The sequence below is a fragment of the Pseudomonas sp. W3I7 genome (assembly GCF_030816095.1).
Classification (GTDB): domain Bacteria; phylum Pseudomonadota; class Gammaproteobacteria; order Pseudomonadales; family Pseudomonadaceae; genus Aquipseudomonas; species Aquipseudomonas salomonii.
In genome coordinates this window covers 5,066,348-5,082,315 of sequence record NZ_JAUSXP010000001.1, presented here as the reverse complement: position 1 = coordinate 5,082,315, position 15,968 = coordinate 5,066,348, and the positions used below count along the sequence as shown (strand labels likewise).

The 15,968-nt window shown below is 61.7% G+C and carries 15 protein-coding genes; 10 read left to right on the top strand and 5 right to left on the bottom strand.

Features of this window, described 5'->3' with window-relative positions; genetic code table 11:
- Positions 1–126 precede the first annotated feature (126 nt).
- The 4 genes from QF043_RS23470 to dacB all read left to right on the top strand — a co-directional run bounded on the left by QF043_RS23470 (position 127) and on the right by dacB (position 5,126).
- Positions 127–597 (top strand): nuclear transport factor 2 family protein, encoded by a 471-nt coding sequence (locus QF043_RS23470; protein WP_307420359.1) that lies wholly within the window; start codon positions 127–129, stop codon positions 595–597.
- A gap of 36 nt (positions 598–633) precedes the next feature.
- A complete protein-coding gene (locus QF043_RS23465; protein ID WP_307420358.1) occupies positions 634–957 on the top strand; it encodes a GIY-YIG nuclease family protein in 324 nt (107 codons plus the stop codon).
- A gap of 83 nt (positions 958–1,040) precedes the next feature.
- Positions 1,041–3,455, top strand: a complete 2,415-nt coding sequence (locus QF043_RS23460) for a TonB-dependent receptor (RefSeq protein WP_307420357.1) — start codon at positions 1,041–1,043, stop codon at positions 3,453–3,455.
- Positions 3,456–3,668: 213 nt separating this feature from the next.
- Entirely contained in the window at positions 3,669–5,126 is a 1,458-nt protein-coding gene (gene dacB / locus QF043_RS23455; RefSeq protein WP_307420356.1) for a D-alanyl-D-alanine carboxypeptidase/D-alanyl-D-alanine-endopeptidase, read from the top strand.
- A 1-nt stretch (position 5,127) separates the two neighbouring features.
- Here the strand turns inward: dacB and QF043_RS23450 are convergent, their stop codons facing one another.
- Positions 5,128–5,907: an IclR family transcriptional regulator gene (locus QF043_RS23450; protein WP_056858918.1), complete on the bottom strand. Its 780-nt coding sequence runs from the start codon at positions 5,905–5,907 to the stop codon at positions 5,128–5,130.
- Between the two features lie 120 nt (positions 5,908–6,027).
- Here QF043_RS23450 and hmgA point away from each other — a divergent pair, with 120 nt between their 5' ends.
- From hmgA to QF043_RS23430, 4 genes are all read left to right on the top strand, one after another.
- Entirely contained in the window at positions 6,028–7,311 is a 1,284-nt protein-coding gene (gene hmgA, locus QF043_RS23445; protein WP_307420354.1) for a homogentisate 1,2-dioxygenase, read from the top strand.
- Positions 7,312–7,314: 3 nt separating this feature from the next.
- The gene (fahA, locus tag QF043_RS23440; RefSeq protein ID WP_307420353.1) at positions 7,315–8,601 is read left to right on the top strand and encodes a fumarylacetoacetase; all 1,287 of its coding nucleotides are present in this window, start codon (positions 7,315–7,317) and stop codon (positions 8,599–8,601) included.
- Positions 8,602–8,613: 12 nt separating this feature from the next.
- A complete protein-coding gene (gene maiA / locus QF043_RS23435; RefSeq protein WP_307420352.1) occupies positions 8,614–9,258 on the top strand; it encodes a maleylacetoacetate isomerase in 645 nt (214 codons plus the stop codon).
- Between the two features lie 137 nt (positions 9,259–9,395).
- Positions 9,396–10,766: an aromatic acid/H+ symport family MFS transporter gene (locus QF043_RS23430; protein WP_307420351.1), complete on the top strand. Its 1,371-nt coding sequence runs from the start codon at positions 9,396–9,398 to the stop codon at positions 10,764–10,766.
- A 183-nt stretch (positions 10,767–10,949) separates the two neighbouring features.
- Here the strand turns inward: QF043_RS23430 and QF043_RS23425 are convergent, their stop codons facing one another.
- Positions 10,950–11,753, bottom strand: coding sequence for a SirB1 family protein (locus QF043_RS23425; RefSeq protein WP_307420350.1), 804 nt, complete (start codon positions 11,751–11,753; stop codon positions 10,950–10,952).
- Positions 11,754–11,940: 187 nt separating this feature from the next.
- Between QF043_RS23425 and QF043_RS23420 the strand changes: the two genes are divergently transcribed.
- Positions 11,941–12,960, top strand: coding sequence for a Glu/Leu/Phe/Val dehydrogenase (locus QF043_RS23420; RefSeq protein ID WP_200430902.1), 1,020 nt, complete (start codon positions 11,941–11,943; stop codon positions 12,958–12,960).
- Between the two features lie 55 nt (positions 12,961–13,015).
- On the opposite strand, the gene QF043_RS23415 is transcribed toward QF043_RS23420, so the two are convergent.
- Positions 13,016–13,276 (bottom strand): YebG family protein, encoded by a 261-nt coding sequence (locus QF043_RS23415; protein ID WP_003188807.1) that lies wholly within the window; start codon positions 13,274–13,276, stop codon positions 13,016–13,018.
- A 249-nt stretch (positions 13,277–13,525) separates the two neighbouring features.
- On the opposite strand from QF043_RS23415, the gene QF043_RS23410 reads away from it, so the two are divergent.
- On the top strand, positions 13,526–14,014 hold the full coding sequence (locus QF043_RS23410; RefSeq protein ID WP_056858911.1) for a phosphate-starvation-inducible protein PsiE: 489 nt from the start codon (positions 13,526–13,528) through the stop codon (positions 14,012–14,014).
- Here QF043_RS23410 and QF043_RS23405 read toward each other — a convergent pair.
- Entirely contained in the window at positions 14,011–14,328 is a 318-nt protein-coding gene (locus QF043_RS23405; RefSeq protein WP_058419385.1) for a DUF3509 domain-containing protein, read from the bottom strand. The genes QF043_RS23410 and QF043_RS23405 overlap by 4 nt on opposite strands.
- A 298-nt stretch (positions 14,329–14,626) precedes the next feature.
- Positions 14,627–15,931, bottom strand: coding sequence for a serine/threonine transporter (locus QF043_RS23400; protein ID WP_307420348.1), 1,305 nt, complete (start codon positions 15,929–15,931; stop codon positions 14,627–14,629).
- Positions 15,932–15,968: the final 37 nt, after the last annotated feature.

Below are 15,968 nucleotides of genomic sequence, written 5' to 3'. Positions count from 1 at the left end.
TACCGTCATGGCGCAAAGGGGCGATGGCAGCGCGAGTCAGCTATTCAGGGCACCAATGAGCATGGTCTTTCCCGACCTTGCAGATTATTGTGCAGGTCCTAAACCAGTAATCGCGGAGCCTGCCTGATGAGTGATGCCCATAACGCCCTGATCACCGCCTTCTACAGTGCGTTTCAACGCCTGGACGCCGAAGCCATGGCCGACTGCTACACCGACGACGTGGTGTTCAGCGACCCGGCGTTCGGCGAGCTGCGCGGCCGTGACGCCGGGGACATGTGGCGCATGCTCACCACGCGGGCCAAAGACTTTTCCCTCACGTTCGACCACGTGCGCAGTGACGAAACCACCGGCAGTGCGCATTGGGTGGCCACGTATTTGTTCAGCGCCACCGGCAACACAGTGGTCAACGATATCGGCGCCCGCTTTGTGTTTCGTGATGGCAAGATCTGCGAGCATCACGACCACTTCGACCTGTGGCGTTGGTCGCGCCAGGCCCTGGGCTTGAAGGGCTTGCTGCTGGGCTGGTCGCCGGCGCTGAAAAACGCCGTGCGTGCCCAGGCGCTTAAAGGCTTGAAGGCATTTCAGGCCGGTCGTTGATAAGCTGGATGCTCCTCTGGTTAGCCGAAATGACCTGTGACTGATCTTCCTGAACCCAAACCCTGGTTCGTCTACCTGGTGCGTGCCGCCAATGGCTCGCTGTATTGCGGCATCAGCAATGACCCGGTGCGCCGATTTGCTTGCCACCAAAGCGGCAAGGGCGCGCGGTTCTTTCTGTCCAGCCCTGCCGTTGCACTGGTATACACCGAGCAGTGTGCGAGCAAGGGCGAGGCGCTGCGCCAGGAGCGACTGATCAAAAAACTCAAGAAGAGCGCCAAGGAATGCCTGGCGGCGAGCGGTGCAGCGCATGGGGTGTCGCATTCAGGCGCAATAAATAAAAATATTTGCAAACAAAGGTGAGGTAAATCGCCCGCCCATCCGTGTAGTGTTTGAAACTGCGAGCTATTCGCATTAACAGCGTTTTCTACACGGGTTCTCACAGCATGAAGTCGACGGCGGGCGGTTGGGTAAAACAGTGGCTGGGAGCCTCGGTATTGGCAGTATCAGGGCTGGCGTTGCTGCCCCTGGCGATTGCGCAGGCGCAGGAACAACAAAGTGCCCAGTTCAACTTTGCCCTGGCAGCCAAACCGCTGCCCCAGGCGCTGAGTGATTTCAGCCGGGTGACCGGCATCAGCGTGATCTACACCGACGAAGCGCCCTATGGTCTCAATGCCCCGGCGGTCAGCGGGCAGATGAGTGCCACCCAGGCCCTGCAACGGCTGCTCGGCAACTCAGGCTTTACCTTTCGCCAGATCGACGCCCGTACTCTGGCGCTTGAGCCTGTGCCCACCGACGGCGCAGTCAACCTGGGCGCCACCACCATCAGCGGCGCGAGCCAAGCCCAGGACACCACCAGCTATCAGCCACCGCCCACCAGTTCGGTGATGCGCTCCCACGGCCTGCTGCTGGAAACCCCGCAAACCGTCAACGTCGTGCCGGCCCAGGTGCTGCGTGACCAACAGCCGCGCAACCTGGATGACGCCCTGGGCAATATCAGTGGCATCACCCAGGCCAACACCCTCGGCAGCACCCAGGACGCGGTGATGCTGCGCGGTTTTGGTGACAACCGTAACGGCTCGATCATGAAGGACGGTATGCCCGTGGTGCAGGGCCGCGCGCTGAACGCCACCGCCGAGCGTGTTGAAGTGCTCAAAGGCCCGTCGTCTTTGCTGTATGGCATCCAGGACCCAGGCGGCGTGGTCAATATCGTCAGCAAAAAGCCCGAGCTGGTGCAGTCCACCTCGTTGACCGCGCGCGGCTCGACCTTCGGTGACGGCAAAAACGGCAGCGGCGGCAACCTCGACACCACCGGCCCGATTGGTGACAGCGGCCTGGCCTATCGGCTGATCGTCGACCACGAAGACGAAGATTACTGGCGCAACTTCGGCACTCACCGCGAAACGTTGGTGGCGCCGTCTCTGGCCTGGTACGGCGACACCACCAAAGTAGTGTTCGCCTATGAGCACCGCGAATTTCTCTCGCCGTTCGACCGTGGCACCGCCATCGACCCCAAGACCAACCACCCGTTGAACATCCCCGCGACCCGTCGCCTGGATGAACCGTTCAACAATATGCAAGGCCGCTCCGACCTGTACCGCCTGGAAGTCGACCACGACTTGAACGACGACTGGAAGGCGCACTTCGGCTACAGCTGGAACCGCGAGACCTACGACGCCAGCCAGGTGCGCGTAGTCAAGGTCAACACCAACGGCACCCTGACCCGCAGCATGGACGGCACCCAAGGAGCACTGACCAACGACCGCTTCGCCACCACCAGCCTGGAAGGCAAGGTCAATGTCGGCGGCATGCAGCACGACCTGGTGTTCGGGCTCGACGACGAATACCGCAAGATCTACCGTGCCGACCTGATTCGCCAGGCGCCGCGCGGTGTCTTCGACTACAACAACCCGGTGTACGGCAACGAAGTCGCGGGCACCAAAGTCAGCCCGCCGGACAGTAACCAGACCGACCTGCTGCGCAGCGATTCGCTGTTCTTCCAGGACGCCATCCACCTCAATGACCAATGGATTCTGGTCGGCGGTGCGCGCTACCAGATGTACGACCAATACGCCGGCAAAGGCGTGCCGTTCACCGCCAACACCGATGGCAACGGCCAGAAGTGGGTGCCGCGTGCCGGCCTGGTGTATCGCTACACCGATCAATTGTCGTTCTACGGCAGCTACACCGAGTCGTTCAAACCCAACTCCACCATCGCACCGTTGGCGAACAAAAGCGTGCTGGACGGCAGCCTGGAACCGGAGCAGTCCAAGGCCTGGGAGCTGGGCACCAAACTCGACATACCGGGGCGCATTACCGCGAGCGCGGCGCTGTTCAATATCGAAAAACGCAACGTGCTGGTGCAGGTCGGCGACGGTTTGGCCGCCGTCTACAGCGTGGCGGGCAAGGTGCGTTCCCGTGGCCTTGAGCTGGACGCCAGCGGCCAGCTCACCGACAACTGGAGCCTGATCGGCAGCTACGCCTACACCGATGCCGAGGTGACTGAAGACCCGACGCTCAAAGGCAATCGCCTGCAAAACGTGGCGAAAAACACCGCGTCATTGTCGGCCGTGTATGACTTCGGCAGCATCCTCGGCGGCGACCAACTGCGGGTGGGCGCCGGGGCACGTTACGTGGGCGAGCGGGCCGGGGACGCGGCCAACAGCTTCGAACTGCCGAGCTACACCGTGGCCGATGCGTTTGCCAGCTACGACACCAAAATCGACGGGCAGAAGGTCAAGTTCCAGCTCAACGTGAAGAACCTGTTTGATCGCACCTACTACACCTCGTCGGTGAACACCCAGTTTGTGTCCATCGGCGATGCGCGGCAGGTGTCGGTTTCCAGCACCCTGCAGTTCTAAGACAGGCGATATCCTGTGGCGAGGGAGCTTGCTCCCGCTGGGCTGCGAAGCGGCCCCTGCTCTTTGCTTTAAGCGCATGGGACTGCTACGCAGTCCAACGGGAGCAAGCTCCCTCGCCACAACAGGTCAGATCCCACAGCAGCCACGCTCGCCACAACGGCGTTGAGCTGGTAGCGTTGCCGCCACTGAATATTTTGCGGGAAAACGGTACTGATGCAGTTGGGTCGATGGATACACACCAGCGCGATGCTGGTGGGCTTGAGTTTGTTACTGGGTGGTTGCGCCACGCCTTCGAAGACGGCTACCGGCCAGAGCCTCGACCAATTGCTGGCCGACCCGGCGCTGCAGGGTGCTTCGGTCTCGCTGATGGTGCGGGACGCCAACAGTGGCGCCACGCTGTATGAGCACAACCCGCGTACGCGGCTGGTGCCGGCTTCCAACCTCAAACTGCTGACCACGGCCGCAGCCATGGATGTGCTCGGGCCGCAGTACCGTTTCGCCACGCAACTGCTGAGCAACGGCATTCGCCAGGGCGACCGTCTGACCGGCAACCTGTACCTGCGCGGCCTGGGCGACCCGACCATTCAGTTCGCCGATTACCAGGCGTTGGCGGCGCAGTTGGCCAGCCAGGGCGTGCGTCAGGTGCAGGGCGATCTGGTGTTTGACGACACCTGGTTTGACGCCGAGCGGCTGGGTGTCGACTGGTCCCACGATGATGAAACCACCTACTACGGCGCACAGATTTCGGCGCTGACTGTGTCACCCAATACCGATTTTGATGCCGGCAGCGTGCTGGTCACCGCCAAGGCGCCAGCACGGGCCGGGCAGGCCGTGAGTGTCGACATCTTCCCGCCGACCAACTACCTGCAACTGAGCAACCGCGCGGTCAGCGGGCCGGGCAACACCTACGGGATCAACCGTCGCCATGGCACCAACCTGCTGCAACTCAGTGGCGCCGTGGCGCCGGGGCGACAGAGCGAGCAGCTGGTGAGTGTGTGGGAGCCAACGCAACTGGTGGCCAACCTGTTCGAGCAAGCGCTGGCGCAGCAAGGCATCACGGTGCTTGGCCGTCGAGTGATGGGCGGCGCAAGCCCGGCGGCGGTGACGGTACTGGCCGAGCATAAATCGGCGCCGTTGCAGGAATTGATTACGCCGCTGCTCAAACTCTCGAACAACAACATGTCCGAAGCCTTGCTCAAGGCCATGGGCCGCCAGACGGCCAACAGCGGCACAGCGGCAGCGGGTGCGGTGGCGGTGGCCGGGTTTCTCAAGCGCCAGGGGCTGGACACGGCGACGCTGAGCCAGGTCGACGGCTCGGGCCTGTCGCGGCGTAACCTGGTGTCGTCACAAAATCTTACCGACCTGCTGCTGGCCGCGAGCAAGCAGCCGTGGTTCAACGCCTGGTACAACGCGTTGCCGATTGCCGGTAACACCGATCGCATGACCGGCGGCAGCCTGCGTTATCGCCTGCGCGGTACCGCGGCCGAGAACAACCTGCATGCCAAGACCGGCTCCATGGGCGGCGTGTCGTCCTTGAGCGGTTACATCACCGATACCAAAGGGCGCAAGCTGGTGTTCTCGATGCTGAGCAACAATTACGTGGTGGGCGGCGCGCAGGTCAAAGCCGTGGAAAACCGCGTGGCGTTGGCCCTGTCACGCTGGGACGAGTGATTCAGGGCTGATAGCCCATGCGCCAACTCACGGCCCGGGTCGCCGCCAGCAAGCGCTGCGCCGCCGGGCCATCTTCATCGGCATGGAACAGTGAGGTGGGGCCGACCACGGTCATCACCGCCGCCACGTGCCCGACCGCATTGAACACCGGCGCCGACAACGCATCGACGCCGGGCATCAGCAAACCATGCACAAAGTGCAGGCCACGGCTGCGGATCTGTTCACAGGCGCTGGCGTAAGCCTCGTCGTCCGCCAGGGCATGGGCAGTCCCGGCCTGAATCTCGCGTTCGCGCAATTCCACGGTTTCCCGAGAGGGCAGGTAAGCGCTGAACACCAGCCCGGTGGACGAGCTGAGCAGCGGCAACACTGAGCCCAACTGCGTCACCACAGTGACGGCACGCACCGCCGGTTCGATCTGCACCACGGTCGCGCCCTGGTTGCCCCACACCGCCAGAAAGCAGGTTTCGTTCAATTCATCGCGCAGTTCTGCCAGGGGCATCGCGCCGACTTTCAACACGTCCATGCTGCCCAGCGCCGCCAAGCCCACGCGCAACGCCTCGCGGCCCAGGCCGTAGTGGTTGGTGGCGGTGTTCTGCTCGGCAAACCCCGAAGCGATCAGCGCCTGCAAATAGCGGTGGACCTTGCTCGCCGGCATCTGCACATGTTCGGCCAGACGCGACAGCGAGGTGGCGGGGGACAGCTCGGCCAGCGCCTTGAGGATATCGGTGCCCACTTCGGCCGAGCGGACTTTCTGTTTACCGGTGTCGCGGGGCTTTTCCATGGAAGGGCGAGAATCCGAGAGATGAATGGGCGTCTTTATAGCTTGACGGTCGATAGTGATCAAATTACGTTATGCGTAACTGGATTACGATAAAAACAACTTGCGCACAGAGGACGGTCCATGAACCTCGAATACCAGTCGGGTTTCGGCAATGAGTTCGCCAGCGAAGCGTTGCCCGGCGCATTACCGGTCGGCCAGAATTCCCCGCAAAAAGCTCCCTACGGCCTCTACACCGAGCTGTTCTCCGGCACGGCCTTTACCATGGTGCGCAGCGAAGCCCGCCGCACCTGGCTGTACCGCATACAGCCGTCGGCCAACCACCCGGCGTTTATCAAGCTGGAACGGCAACTGGCCGGTGGGCCTTTGGGTGCGGTGACGCCGAACCGCTTGCGCTGGAACCCGCTGGATATTCCCGGCGAACCGACTGACTTTATCGACGGCCTGGTCGGCATGGTCGCCAACTCCGGGTCGGAAAAACCCTCAGGCATCAGCGTCTACAACTACCGCGCCAACCGTTCGATGGAACGGGTGTTCTTCAACGCCGATGGCGAACTGTTGATCGTCCCCGAGCAGGGCCGCCTGCGTATCGCCACCGAGTTGGGCGTGCTGGACGTCGAGCCGCTGGAAATCGTGGTGCTGCCCCGGGGTCTGAAATTTCGCATCGAACTGCTGGATGCCCAGGCACGCGGCTACGTTGCGGAAAACCACGGCGCGCCACTGCGCCTGCCGGACCTGGGGCCAATCGGCAGCAACGGCCTGGCTAACCCGCGTGATTTCCTCACACCGGTCGCTCACTACGAAGACAGCAAAAAACCGACCACGCTGGTGCAGAAATTCCTCGGCGAACTGTGGGGCTGCGAACTGGACCACTCGCCGCTGAACGTGGTCGCCTGGCACGGCAATAACGTGCCGTACAAATATGACCTGCGCCGTTTCAACACCCTCGGCACGGTGAGTTTCGATCACCCGGACCCGTCGATTTTCACCGTACTGACCTCGCCCACCAGCGTGCATGGGCTGGCCAACCTCGACTTCGTGATCTTCCCGCCGCGCTGGATGGTGGCCGAAAATACCTTCCGCCCGCCGTGGTTCCACCGCAACCTGATGAACGAATACATGGGCCTGATCCAGGGCGCCTACGACGCCAAGGCCGAGGGTTTCCTGCCGGGCGGCGCGTCACTGCACAGCTGCATGAGCGCCCACGGCCCGGACGGCGAGACCTGCACCAAAGCCATCAACGTGGCGCTGGCGCCGCACAAGATCGATAACACCATGGCCTTCATGTTCGAGACCAGCCAAGTGCTGCGCCCCACACAGTTCGCCCTTGAGTGCCCACAACTGCAACCTTCTTACGACGCGTGCTGGGCCTCGCTGCCCGCCACCTTCAACCCGAACCGGAGATAACCCATGACTCAGCCAACACTTGCCCGCAGTTGGGTAGCCTCCGCCAACGGCCACCGGGATTTCCCCTTGCAGAACCTGCCGTTGGGCGTGTTCAGCATCAATGGCTCGGCCCCGCGCAGTGGCGTGGCGATTGGCGATTCGATTCTCGACCTGCACGCTGCGCTGGACGAGTTTGAAGGTGAAGCACGCCGTGCGGTCGAAGCCACTGCCGGTGGCCAACTGAACGGCTTTTTCGAACTCGGCCGTGGCCCACGCGTAGCCTTGCGCGAGCGCCTGCTGGAACTGCTCGCCGAAGGCAGCAAGCTGCACACCCGTGAGGCGCAGGTATTGCACCGCGCGGCGGATTGCCAGATGCATTTGCCGGCGAAGATCAATGATTACACCGACTTCTACGTCGGCATCGAACACGCGCAAAATATCGGCAAACTGTTCCGTCCCGACAACCCGTTGCTGCCCAACTACAAGTACGTGCCGATTGGCTATCACGGTCGTGCCTCGACCATTCGCCCCTCGGGCACGGACGTACGTCGGCCTAAAGGCCAGACGCTGCCAGCCGGCCAGACCGAGCCAACCTTCGGCCCGTGCGCGCGCCTGGATTATGAGTTGGAACTGGGCATCTGGATCGGCCAGGGCAATGCCATGGGCGACTCGATTGCCATTGGCGACGCCGCTGAACATATTGCCGGTTTCTGCCTGCTCAACGACTGGTCGGCACGGGATATCCAGGCTTGGGAATACCAGCCGCTCGGCCCGTTCCTGTCGAAAAGCTTCATCACCAGCATCTCGCCGTGGGTGGTCACTGCCGAAGCGCTGGAGCCGTTCCGCAAGGCCCAACCGGCACGTCCCGCAGGTGACCCGCAACCGCTGCCGTACCTGCTGGATACGCGTGACCAGGCCACGGGAGGCCTGGACATCGAGCTGGAAGTGCTGCTGACCACCGCCGCGATGCGCGAGCAAAACCTGCCGGAACACCGCCTGGCCCTGAGCAACACCCAGCACATGTACTGGACCGTAGCGCAGTTGGTTGCACACCACAGCGTCAACGGCTGCCAGCTGCAGGCCGGTGATTTGTTTGGTTCGGGCACCTTGTCCGGGCCGCAACCGGGGCAGTACGGCAGCTTGTTGGAAATCACCGAAGGCGGTAAAAAGCCGATTGAACTGTCCTCCGGCGAAGTGCGTAAATTCCTTGAAGATGGTGACGAAATCATCCTGCGCGCCCGTTGCAACCGTGAAGGTTTTGCCTCCATCGGTTTCGGCGAATGCCGTGGCACCGTGAGCGCAGCACGCTAAGAGGGCAGGGCGATGCAACTCTATACCTACTACCGTTCTACGGCGTCGTACCGGGTGCGCATTGCCCTGGCGCTCAAGGGCCTGGACTTTACCGCCGTGCCGGTTAATTTGCTGGTGCCGCCGGGCGGCGCGAATCGCCAGCCCGACTACCTGGCGATCAACCCGCAGGGCCGTGTACCGGCGCTGCGTACCGATGAGGGTGAACTGTTGATCCAATCACTGGCCATCATCGAGTACTTGGAAGAGCGTTATCCACAGACGCCGCTGCTCTCCAAGGACTTGGCGGCCCGTGCCCATGAGCGGGCGGTGGCGTCGATCATTGGCTGCGATATCCATCCGTTGCACAACTCCAGCACGCAAAACCTGCTGCGCAAATGGGGGCATGACGAGCCGCAAGTGCTCGAGTGGATCGGGCATTGGATCAGCCAGGGCCTGGGCGCGGTGGAACAGTTGATTGGCGATGAAGGTTTTTGTTTTGCTGACCAGCCGGGGATGGCGGATGCGTTTCTGATCCCGCAGCTGTACGCGGCTGAGCGCTTCAAGGTGCCGTTGGGCGCGTACCCACGTATCGGGCGAGTGGCCGCGCTGGCGGCGCAGCATCCGGCGTTTGTGCAGGCGCATCCGGCGAATCAACCTGACACCCCTGACACACCCTAAATCAATGTGGGAGCTGGCTTGCCTGCGATAGCGGTCTATCAGTTGATAATGCACTGGCTGACACACCGCTATCGCAGGCAAGCCAGCTCCCACCGTTTGATCCGCGTCATCCTTATAAAAATAACAGGTACCTTGCGATGCACAATCAGATTGCCAGCTTTCGCGCGGCACTCGACGCCCGTGCGGTGTCGCGCTACCAGTGGTTGATTCTCCTGTTGCTGGCGCTGCTGCTGGTAACCGACGGCTATGACGCCCAGGTGCTGGGCTACGTAGTGCCTGCATTGGCCAAGGATTGGGGGCTGGAAAAAGCCGCGTTCGGCCCGGTATTCAGCGCCAACCTGTTGGGCCTGACCCTGGGCTCATTGCTGGTAACGCCGCTGGCCGACCGCTTCGGCGTGCGCCGCATCCTGCTTGGCTGCGTACTCATCTACGCGAGCCTCACCGTGCTGATGGTGTTCGCCAATTCCCTGACTACCCTGATGGCTGCGCGGTTTATCTGCGGCATCGGCATGGGCGGCGCGATGCCCAGCGCCATGGCGTTGATGTCTGAATATTCCCCGCCGCGCATGCGCACCCTGATGGTGACCCTGGCCGCCTGCGGCTTCTCGTTCGGCGGCGCGGCGGGTGGGTTTGTGGCGGCCGGGTTTATCGAAGGTTACGGCTGGCAGGCGGTCTTCCTGGCGGGCGGGGTGACGCCTTTGCTGCTGTTCCCTTTCCTGGTGTGGTTGCTGCCGGAATCCTTGCCGCGTTTGCTGCGGGATGCGCCGCCGTATGCGCGGTTGCAAAAGGTCACGGCGCGCATGCTGCCCGACTGGCAGCCGCCGCTGGCGAGTGGGGCAGAGAACCTTCAGGAGCAGGGCAGCAAACTCACGGTGGTGGAGCTGTTTCGCAACGGCTATGCGCGCCCGACCTTGCTGATTTGGGCGACCTTTTTTGTCAGCCTGATCCTGCTGTATTTCATGATCAGCTGGCTGCCGACGCTGCTGCTGGAAAGCGGCCTGGCGTTGAAGCAAGCGAACCTTGTGACCTCGATGTTCCTGTTTGCCGGCACCTTGGGCGCCATCGGCATGGCCTGGTTTGCCGACCGCCTGAAAAGCAAAGTGCGGTTGCTCTCCGGCGTGCTGGCGGCGGCGGCGGTGTGCACGATTTTGCTCGGGCTGAACCACGACAACCCGCGTTATCTGGTGGCCTGCGTGTTCGCGGCCGGCTTCTGCATTATTGGCGGGCAGCTGACGCTCAACGCCTTCGCCAGTAATTTCTACCCCGCGCACGTGCGCGCTACCGGCACCGGGTGGGCCTTGGGTGTGGGGCGCTTCGGTTCAATCCTGGGGCCGCTGTTTGGCAGCCTGTTGCTGGCGATGCATATTCCGGTGGAGCAGATTTTCTTCTTCTGCGCGATTCCGGCGGTGATTGCGGCGCTGTTGATCATTCAAGTGCGCTCGCCTGGCTCCAACGCGCCGCAGGGCCCATTGCACAGCGAAATGCTCAAGGCGCCGGCCAATCACTGATTTTTTGGCTGGGCAGGTTCTGTGGCGAGCGGGCTTGCCCCGCGTTGGGCTGCGAAGCGGCCCCAAAACCCGCCACTGCGGTTTGTCTGGAAAAATGCGGTGACTGTCTTGGGGCTGCTGCGCAGCCCAACGCGGGGCAAGCCCGCTCGCCACAATAAATCCTGATCGCCAAAAATAAGTAGTTCAGTGCACCACGGTGTTAGGTGGCAAATGCCCCAGCCGCTCGGTCAGGCGCAGGCGCTGGATCGGGTCTTCGCTCAGCAACAGGGCGTGTTCCAGGTCAAAGCGCTCGGCGCTCGGGCAGTCCAGGCGCTGGTAAAGGCTGGCCCGCGCCAGGTAATCCGCAGCGTTGGCATTGCCCAACTCCAGCACGCGCTCGGCGTCGATCAGGGCCGACAGCGGGTGGTCATTGGCCAGGTGCAGTTGGCGCAGGTTTCGTGACAGCCGTTGCAGGATCGAACGCGGTTCGGCGGTGAGCAGGTGCTCGGCCTGCAACTTGAGGTTTGGCCCGTACTGGCGGTGCAACAACTCGCGGCAGTCGTTGGGGTACAGGCGCCGGCCACCGCAAGGGTCCAACAGGTGGTCGGCACCGGGCACCCGCAGCAGGAAATGGCCGGGGAAATTAACCCCCGCCATGGGGATATCCAGGCGCCGTGCCATCTCCAGCGCGATCAGGCCCATGGCCAAGGGTTGGCCGCGTTTGCGCAGCAGTACCTTGTCGAGCAACGCGGCGGCGGGGCGTAGCGGTGTGGAATCATCCTGGGCAAACCCCAGGTCATTCATGCGCCGCAGCAACGGCTGGCCGAGTTCATCCGCCGGCAGCATGGGCATGCCTACGCTGATCTGTTGTTGCAGCAAGGTCAGGTCTTGCAGGATCAGCAGGGGTTGCACGCTCGGATCGTGTTCAGCCGCCATCCACAACGCGGCTTCAAACAGCGCAGGCGGTGAGCGGTCCAGGCAGGCGAAAAAGGCTGTGCGGGGATTCATTGCATTCTCCGGCGGATGCCCACGTTTTAGCCTTGCTGTGAATTTTCGTCCAGTAACTTAGGAAATGTCCTGCGGGCTTATGTCCTGATGCCTATGAAATCTGGCGGCTTATTCCAGCGTGATTCAGCAGTTTTCTACCGCAAGCCTATACTGGGGCCTCTACCAGAAGTGATTCGGGAGCCCATTGATGTTTGCGCTCATGCACAGCACCCGCCTTGAATCGCTGCACCTGAGCGTCGACCCGGTCACCGGGTTGAAGGCCGTCATCGCCATCCATAACAGCCGCCTCGGCCCTGCTTTGGGCGGTTGCCGTTATCTTGCTTATCCCGACGATGAAAGCGCCGTAGCCGATGCCGCACGCCTGGCCCAAGGCATGAGCTACAAAGCCGCCCTGGCCGGCTTGCCGGTGGGCGGTGGCACGGCGGTGATTATCCGCCCCGTACACGTGGAAAGCCGCGCCGCGTTGTTTGAAGCGTTTGGCCGTTGTATCGAAAAACTCGACGGCCGTTTTGTCACCTCGATCGACAGCGGCACTTCGGTGGCCGACATGGACTGCATCGCTCAACACACCCGTTTCGTCACCAGCACCACGGCCGCAGGCGACCCGGCACCCCATGCCGCCATGGGGGTGTTCACCGGCATCCGCACCACCGCCATGGCGCGCCTGGGCAGTGACAACCTCGAAGGCCTGCGCGTCGCGATCCAGGGCCTGGGCAATGTCGGTTTTGCTTTGGCCGAACAACTGCACGCGGCGGGTGCCGAACTGCTGGTCAGCGACATCGACCACGGCAAGGTGCAACTGGCCATGGAGCAGCTCGGCGCACACCCCATCGCCAATGATGCGTTGCTCAGCACGCCGTGTGACATCCTGGCGCCGTGCGGTGTCGGCGCGGTGTTCAACCGCCATACGGTCGGCCAACTGCGTTGCGCCGCCGTGGCCGGTTCCGCCAGCGCGCAATTGACCACCCTGGACATTGCCGACCAACTGGAAGGGCGCGGTATCCTCTACGCCCCGGACTACGTGATCAATTCCGGTGGCCTGATCTACGTCGCCCTCAAACACGCCGGCACCGAGTTGCCCGCCATCACCGCACACCTGTCCAACATCGGCACGCGCCTCACCGAAATCTTCGCCCATGCCCAAGCCGAAAAACGCTCCCCCGCGCGGGTAGCGGACGAGTTGGCCGAGCGCCTGCTCTACAAATAGGCCAGGCATTAAAAAGGCCCTGAATCAATGATTCAGGGCCTGTTCAATTCGGGCTTTATTCTGCCGCTGGGTTCAGCAACTCGGACAATGCGTCCGGCTGGCTCTTGAACGCCTTGGCAAACACATCGCGATTCTTCGCCATGTAGATCCCGGCTTCCTCCACCTGCTGCTCGCTCAGGGACGGCACGGCTTTTTGCAACACTTCTGCCAGCAACTCAGCGAGTTCAAGCATCTTGTCATGACGGTCAGCTTCGGCTTTATCCATGAACAAACGCTCCAGATCTCGGCTGCTGCGGTATACCACTTCGACGGCCATTCACCACCTCACATGCCTTCACGATAGTTGTCTTTTGCGACTACTGTATTTATATACAGCTAAAAGAGTAAGTCAAACCACTGTGTTTGGGTAGCAGTTTTTTAATGTAGCCGGTAAATAGGGGGTTTGCCGTGTCTCATGTCACCCCGCCATCATCTTATACCTGCCACTGGCCTTTTTTCTGCATGCAGAACAACCGTCACGTCCACCCCGCATTATCCGGTCGAGTCGACCTAAGGAAGCATCATCGTGAAAATCAACTGGGCCGAAAAGCTGCGTCAGCAAGTCCATGGGCTGGCCGAGTCGCTGGGCAATCTGTTCGTCGAGACGTTCCACTACCTGGCGCTGTTCGCCATTGGTGCCGTAACAGCCTGGGCGGCGGTGATGGAGTTTTTGGGGATGCTGGAGAACGGGCACATCAAGATCGATGACATCTTGCTGCTGTTCATCTACCTGGAGTTGGGCGCAATGGTCGGGATTTATTTCAAGACCAACCACATGCCCGTGCGCTTCCTGATCTACGTGGCGATCACGGCGCTGACGCGCCTGCTGATCTCCAACGTGTCGCACCACAACCCGCCGGACGTCGGCATCATCTACCTGTGCGGCGGCATTCTGTTGCTGGCGTTCTCGATTCTGGTGGTGCGCTACGCTTCGTCGGCGTTTCCGTCGGTGAAGGTCGAAGGCCCGCGTCGCAAAGGCGAGGCGAGCCTGGAAACCGAGAAGGGCGAGCTTTAAAGCCCGACGCTGAAGGGCAGGGTGCGGGCGGGCGGTGGCTGCAAGAGTTTGTGGCTGTCGCCGTCCGTCATCACCGCCAGAATCTCCATGGCGCTGTGGCCCTGCTCGATGGCGATGCCGAACTGAATGCTCTGCACCAGGCGTTTGAGCCGCTCTGGGTCGTTGCGTTGTTCGGCGCTGATCATGCGTTTGGCCACCACCCCCGTCTCGTCCGAGAGGGTGAGCATGATGCTGCCGTCGAGCCGTTGGATGCTCAGGTTGACGCGGTAGGTGGGTGTGAAGGTGTCAGTGATGATCTGAAAAGGATTGTCCATGGTGCGTTACCGCCTGATAAGAACATGCAGTCATTGACGACCGGTGTCTGGTTAAGTTCGCATTGCCTGACCACCGGCCACTCCGTCGCTGAGGTTTCACAAGGTCCGTTTGCCTCGTTAGCTGTACAGCAAGGGGCGTGCCGTATAACGCTCTACCAGGCGCTGTAATACCCATGTGGGAGCGGGCTTGCTCGCGAAAGCGGTGTGTCAGCCAATAAACACTTAGCTGAAGGAGCGCATTCGCGAGCAAGCCCGCTCCCACATTTGATTAGTGGTGTTCTTAAGATCGTGTTCGATTTCAGGGCAAAACCGAAAAAACGATCGCAGACAGCGCAATCAACCCGATCAGCACCACAAACACATTCGACACCTGGCCCGAATACTGGCGCAGAGAGGGCACGCGGCGGATCGCGTACATCGGCATCAGGAACAACAGGCACGCGATGATCGGCCCGCCCAGGGTTTCGATCATGCCCAGGATGCTTGGGTTGAAGGTCGCCACGGCCCAGCAGGTCAGCACCATGAACAGCGCGGTGCAGCGTTCCAGCCCTTTGGATGACATCGAACGGTTACGCCCACGCAGGGATTTGACGATCAAACCCTGGAAGCCTTCGCTGGCGCCGATGTAGTGGCCGAGAAAGGACTTGGTGATGGCCACCAGTGCGATCAACGGCGCGGCGTAAGCAATCACTGGCGTCTGGAAGTGGTTGGCGAGGTACGACAGGATCGAAATGTTCTGCGCCTTGGCGGCCGCCAGGTCAGCCGGCGACAGGGCCAGCACGCAGCTGAAGCAGAAGAACATCACCGTCAGCACCATCATGCCGTGGGCGGTGGCGAGAATGCCGCTGCTTTTGCGTTCGGCCTGTGGGCCGTAGACGCGCTTCTGGTCGACGGCAAAGGCGGAAATGATCGGCGAATGGTTGAAGGAGAACACCATCACCGGGATCGCCAGCCACAGCGTCTTGAAGAACAGCGGCAACGGCATGCCTTCACTGGCGGAAGCGAAGAACGCGCCGTTCCAGTTGGGGATCAGGCTCACGGCCAGCAACAGCAAAGCGGCGACAAAGGGGTACACCAGCACGCTCATGGCTTTGACGATCACGCCCTGGCCGCAGCGCACAATGGCCATCAGGCCGAGGATCAGCACCAGCGACAGGATCGCCCGAGGCGGCGGGGCCAAGTGCAGTTGGTGTTCCATGAAGCTGCTCAGGGTGTTGGTCAGCGCCACGCTGTACACCAGCAGGATCGGGAAAATCGCGAAAAAGTACAGCAGCGTGATCAGCTTGCCCGCGCCGACGCCGAAGTGTTCTTCGACCACTTCGGTGATGTCACCGGATTTGCCCGACAGCACAAAGCGCGTCAGCCCACGGTGAGCGAAGAAGGTCATCGGGAAGGCCAGCAACGCCAGCACGATCAGCGGCCAGAAGCCGCCAACGCCGGCGTTGATCGGCAGGAACAAAGTGCCGGCGCCAATGGCGGTGCCGTAGAGGCCGAGCATCCAGGTGGTGTCGTGTTTGGTCCAGCCGGTGGTGACAGTGTTGTCTACAGCGTTATCTACAGCAACAGCAGGGTTTTCAGCGGCAGGTGTACGTACATCAGTCATCGATATTGCCTCGTTATTATTTTTGCGCGGGCTCACG